This is a genomic window from Bacteroidota bacterium (assembly GCA_034723125.1).
Classification (GTDB): domain Bacteria; phylum Bacteroidota; class Bacteroidia; order CAILMK01; family JAAYUY01; genus JAYEOP01.
Window position 1 is genome coordinate 1 of sequence record JAYEOP010000065.1, and the last position, 5,238, is coordinate 5,238.

At 30.7% G+C, this 5,238-nt stretch carries 3 protein-coding genes; 1 reads left to right on the forward strand and 2 read right to left on the reverse strand.

The annotated features are described in order from the left end of the window. Positions 1–33: 33 nt before the first annotated feature. The gene (locus tag U9R42_02090; protein MEA3494804.1) at positions 34–717 is read right to left on the reverse strand and encodes an outer membrane beta-barrel protein; all 684 of its coding nucleotides are present in this window, start codon (positions 715–717) and stop codon (positions 34–36) included. Between the two features lie 357 nt (positions 718–1,074). Here U9R42_02090 and U9R42_02095 point away from each other — a divergent pair, with 357 nt between their 5' ends. Further along, the gene (locus U9R42_02095; GenBank protein ID MEA3494805.1) at positions 1,075–4,308 is read left to right on the forward strand and encodes a PDZ domain-containing protein; all 3,234 of its coding nucleotides are present in this window, start codon (positions 1,075–1,077) and stop codon (positions 4,306–4,308) included. A gap of 608 nt (positions 4,309–4,916) precedes the next feature. Here the strand turns inward: U9R42_02095 and U9R42_02100 are convergent. Continuing rightward, positions 4,917–5,238 (reverse strand): T9SS type A sorting domain-containing protein (locus tag U9R42_02100; GenBank protein ID MEA3494806.1); only part of this gene is annotated, 322 nt, incomplete at its 5' end.

The window sequence follows — 5,238 nt, forward strand, 5'->3', positions numbered from 1 at the left end:
TATTGAAAAATGATGTATGAATAATAAATAAATTCAAAAAAAATAATAAACTACTCCACCCGAAAAATTGATAACAGAATTTTGCTGAACATCTTTTTCCAATGCTTGCATATATTCAAATTTATTTCTTCCCGAGGAATAATTTGCCATTAGTGAAAATGCAATAGAATTATTTAACAAATATTCAATACCGCAAGCTAATGTGTATTGAAAAACACTTGACTTTGCAGATTCTCTACCAAGATAAATTTCTGTCTGATTGAATTCAAGAGCGTATATTTCTACTTCAGGTGATGTGGTATTTAATACACCTGCAAAAATTCGAGCATTTATTTGAAATTTATCGTTGATTGGATACCTAAAAATGATTCCTCCCATGAGATAATTCATAAGCCATTTGTCGGAAGTAACTTCAACTATGGAATCTATTCCGGGTTCAAATGCTTCTTTCTCCCAGCTTTTTGTATCAACAGAATGAAAGTTTTTAGAAGTCATTAAACCAATGCCAATATTTTTATTAAAGAAATAACCGATATCAACTCCTCTATGAAAACCTAACTTTGCAAATCCTCCACATTCATCTATAGTGTAAATTTTTGAAGCAAGATCAGAAAGTGGAAGTGAAGGTCCTCCTTGAAATCTGAGAAACAAGTTGTTTTGTGCTTGCAAATTAAACATCACAAATAAAAACCCAATAAGTACAAGTGTTTTTCTCATTTTAAATAATCTCAAATTTCAGATATTAATATTCAGCGAAATACTAAAGCAAACGTTACAATTTTTGTTGCAAAATTAGGTATATTTATCCGTACTCTTAAAAGTGTTTTTAATTTTATTGTTCAGTTCATTCTAAAAAAATCCGAAAATATGAAAAAAATGAAATTAGAAAGGGGACACAATCAATGCAATAATATTTGTTAATTCTTTAAGCTTTTGGATACTTAAGGTTAAAATAACTTTTTAAGGAATAGGAATAAAAAATATTTAATACAATTATAGAATTAATAATTTATTTCTCAAATTATCAAAGTAAATCATAAATTTGCACGAAATTAATTTATAAAGAAATCAATTATGAAAAATATTTTAAACTCCCTATTTGTATTATCCTTTTTAATTATTTTTGGAAATGTATCAGCACAAGATGAAGTACGTTTATTGAGATTTCCTACAATTTATGAAAATCAGATTGTTTTTTCTTATGCAGGAGACCTCTTTACTGTTGATTCCGAAGGTGGGTTAGCACGAAAAATGACTAACCACGAAGGTTATGAAATGTTTGCTCGTTTTTCTCCTGATGGGAAAAACATTGCTTTTACTGGTGGATATGATGGTAACAGAGAGGTTTATATTATGCCTGCAATTGGTGGTGAACCTCAAAGAATAACTTTTACTGCTACTCTCGGACGTGATGATATTGCTGATAGAATGGGACCAAATAATATTGTTCTTACATGGAAAGATAATGAAACCGTAGTTTTTAGAAGCAGAAAAAAAAGTATTAATTCTTTTGTCGGGCAGTTGTTTCAAGCAAATATTAATGGAGGTATTTCACAACAACTACCTTTACCAAGTGGTGGTTTTTGTTCTTTTTCACCCGATAAAAATAAGTTTGCTTACAATAGAATAATGCGTGAGTTTAGAACTTGGAAATATTACAAAGGCGGAATGGCGGATGATGTTTGGATATTTGATTTTAAAACGAAAAAAATTCAAAATATTACTAAAAATGATAATCAGGATATTATTCCAATGTGGTACAAAAACAAAATTTATTATCTTTCCGACAGGGATAGAATAATGAATATCTTTGTTTATGACATTGGTACAGCTAAAACAAAAAAAGTTACGAATTTTGAAAAATATGATATAAAATTTCCTTCTCTCGGGAAAAATGCAATAGTTTTTGAAAACGGAGGATACATTTATAAATTGGAACTTCCTTCTGAAAAGTTATCAAAAGTTGAAATAAAAATTGCTGATGATTTTATTTATTCAAGAAAAGAAATTGTTGATGCTTCAAAATTTATTAAGGGCTATTCTCTTTCTCCCGATGCAAAAAGATTGTTATTCAATGCAAGGGGTGAGGTTTTTACTGTTCCTACAAAGCATGGTTTTACACGAAATTTAACAAAATCATCTTCATCACATGAGCGAAATTCAGTATGGTCTCCTGATGGGAAATATATTGCTTACTTATCAGACAAAAGCGGTGAGTTTGAAATTTATATTATTAAAAAAGATGGAAAAGAAGAAGCTATTCAATTAACAAACAATGCAAGTACTTATAAATATAATCTTGATTGGTCTCCCGATAGCAAAAAAATAATGTGGTCGGATAAGGAGTTAAATCTCAAATACGTTGATATTGAATCAAAAAAAATTACAGTTGTTGATAAGGCTTTGAGTTGGGAAATTAGGAGTTATAATTGGTCGCCTGATAGTAAATGGATTTGCTTTAGCAGACCTGAAGTAAAAACTTTTAGTAAAATTTATCTTTATGAATTGAGCACAACAAAAAAACATGCTGTTACTGAAGGATGGTTTAATTCAGGTAGTCCTGTTTTTAGTGATAACGGTAAATACTTATTTTTTACCTCATCAAGAGATTTTAATCCTATTTATAGTCAGACCGAGTGGAATCATGCTTATGTTGACATGAGTAAAATTTATTTTGTAACTCTTTCGAAAGAAACAAAATCGCCATTTGAACCAAAAAATGATGAAACAAGTATTGAACAAAAGGACAAAGAGAAATCCAAAGAAGAAACTAAAGAAGTTGAAGTTAAAATTGACATAGATGGATTGCAACAGCGAATTATTAATTTGCCTGTAAAAGCTGCTTCTTATTACGGATTGAATCCTGTTGGTGATAAAATTTATTATGGAACAAGAAAATATAGAGATAAAAGTTATTTGAAATATTATGACTTTGAAAAACAGAAAGAAGTGAACTTAGGGAATTATGGCTCTTTCCAAATATCAAATGATAAAAAGAAAATGTTGATTGCAAAATCCGGTAAATATTATGTAATCAATTTGCCAAAGGCAAAAATTTCATTAAAAGAATCACTGGTGGATATTTCGGAATTGAAAGTTGAGATTAATAAAGAAGAGGAATGGCAACAGATATTTGATGAAGCATGGAGGCAAATGCGTGATTTCTTTTACGATCCGGGGATGCATGGTCTTGATTGGAATGTAATTTATGAAAAATATAATCCTTTGGTAAAATATGTAAAACATCGTGATGACCTTACTTACATAATAGGGGAGATGATTGGTGAGTTAAACATTGGACATGCTTATGTTGGAGGTGGTGATAAACCAAAAGCAAAAAGAATAAAAACAGGACTTTTGGGTGCTGAACTTAAAAAAGATAAAAACGGATTTTACAAAATAAACAAATTATTAGATGGTCAAAACTGGAATAACAGTCTCAGGTCACCATTGACCGAAGTTGGTGTAAACATTGAAGAAGGGGATTACATAATTGCGGTAAACGGAGAATCCACAGCGGATATGAAAAATATATACGCTTCATTAATTGGAAAAGCAGGAAAGCAAGTTGAGTTAACAGTAAATTCAAAAGCTTCGGAAAGTGATAGCAGGGATGTTATTGTTGTTCCTATTGCTGATGAAAGTAAATTGTATTATTACAATTGGGTGCAAGAGAATATCAGAAAAGTAAATGAAGCAACAGATGGAAAAGTCGGATACATTCATATTCCTGATATGGGAGTTGCCGGATTGAATGAATTTGTAAAATATTTTTATCCTCAACTTGGCAAAAAAGCATTGATAATTGATGACAGAGGAAATGGCGGTGGTAACGTTTCTCCAATGATAATTGAGAGGTTAAGAAGAGAAATATCAAGGGCAAATGTTGCAAGAAATACAGTAAAAACAGCTACTCCAAAACAAATGCTTCACGGACCTATGGTTTGTTTGATAAATGAATATTCTGCATCTGACGGAGACCTTTTTCCATTTCAATTTAAAAAGCATAAGCTTGGTAAAATTATTGGCAAAAGATCATGGGGAGGAGTAACAGGAATTCGTGGTTCATTACCTTTTGTGGATGGTGGAATTCTTTACAAACCGGAGTTTGGTACTTATGATGAAAATGGTTGGATAATTGAAGGATACGGAGTTGACCCTGACATTGTTGTTGACAATGACCCTGCAAAGGAATACGCAGGAATTGACCAACAATTGAATAAAGCAATAGAAATTATTCTTAAGGAACTTAAAGAAAATCCTCAAGAAATACCTGATGTTCCTGACTTTCCTGATAAGAGTAAGTGAGACTTTTTTTTGGCTTTGTTGATAGAACGCAGATAACACGGATAACACGGATTTTCACGGATTTTTTAAATGGGTGAATCTCTGATATATTCATTGGTTATGTAGTCTTAGTCTTAGCCTTTAGCCTTTCATTGGCTATGATATTTACATGGCTTTCAATATATTAAGTTGCTACGATTTTTGGAATTAGTTATATTTTTTTAAGAAATCCCGAGTTCTGAATCCATTCTGTTTTTTTCATATCTACCAATAATTTTATTGGCAAATATACATGACAATAATCTTGTTGGCAAATATGATTATTGAGTCCATTCTAAAAAGTCTTGAAATGATTTTTATACCGAAAGGTTATCATAGCTTGTACCGAAATTTTGCGGTACAAGCTATGCTAATCCATCGGCATAATACTAGATTCTATTTAATTAAATTGATGGTGGTTTAGTATTAGTTCCTTCTACTCCAAATCCTAAAGGGAGAAGTAATTGAAAATAAGGACTCCCTCTATGGAATGGGGCAATTCCTTATTTTCAAAACCTGCACTCATTACTTTTTAGAGTGGACTAATTAATATTTACAAATTTCGGGGTGTTTTTATTAATTTTAGAGACTTATTCAAAAACAACTTTCTCTAATATCTCATTCCCATCCATCAAAGCAATTCTCAAAAAGTAAATTCCTTTTACTTGCTTGTTCAATTCATAATTTTTTGCACTTAAATTCTGAGTTTCTAAAATTAACTTTCCTAAGGAATTATATAAATTAATGGATTTAATTTTTGTTTCTGATTTAATGTAAATATTCTCGTTTGAAGGGTTTGGATAAATCAATATTTCAGAATTTCTAACTTCTGTAATTCCATTTATTTTGGCATTTATGAAAGCTATTTTTGTAAGTGAATCAGCACAGCCAAGGTTGGATATAACTTTAAGC

Excerpts from the sequence above, each read along its gene's own strand:
- U9R42_02095 (MEA3494805.1), top strand. The coding sequence starts at position 1,075 with ATGAAAAATATTTTAAACTCCCTATTTGTATTATCCTTTTTAATTATT.
- U9R42_02090 (MEA3494804.1), bottom strand. The coding sequence starts at position 717 with ATGAGAAAAACACTTGTACTTATTGGGTTTTTATTTGTGATGTTTAAT.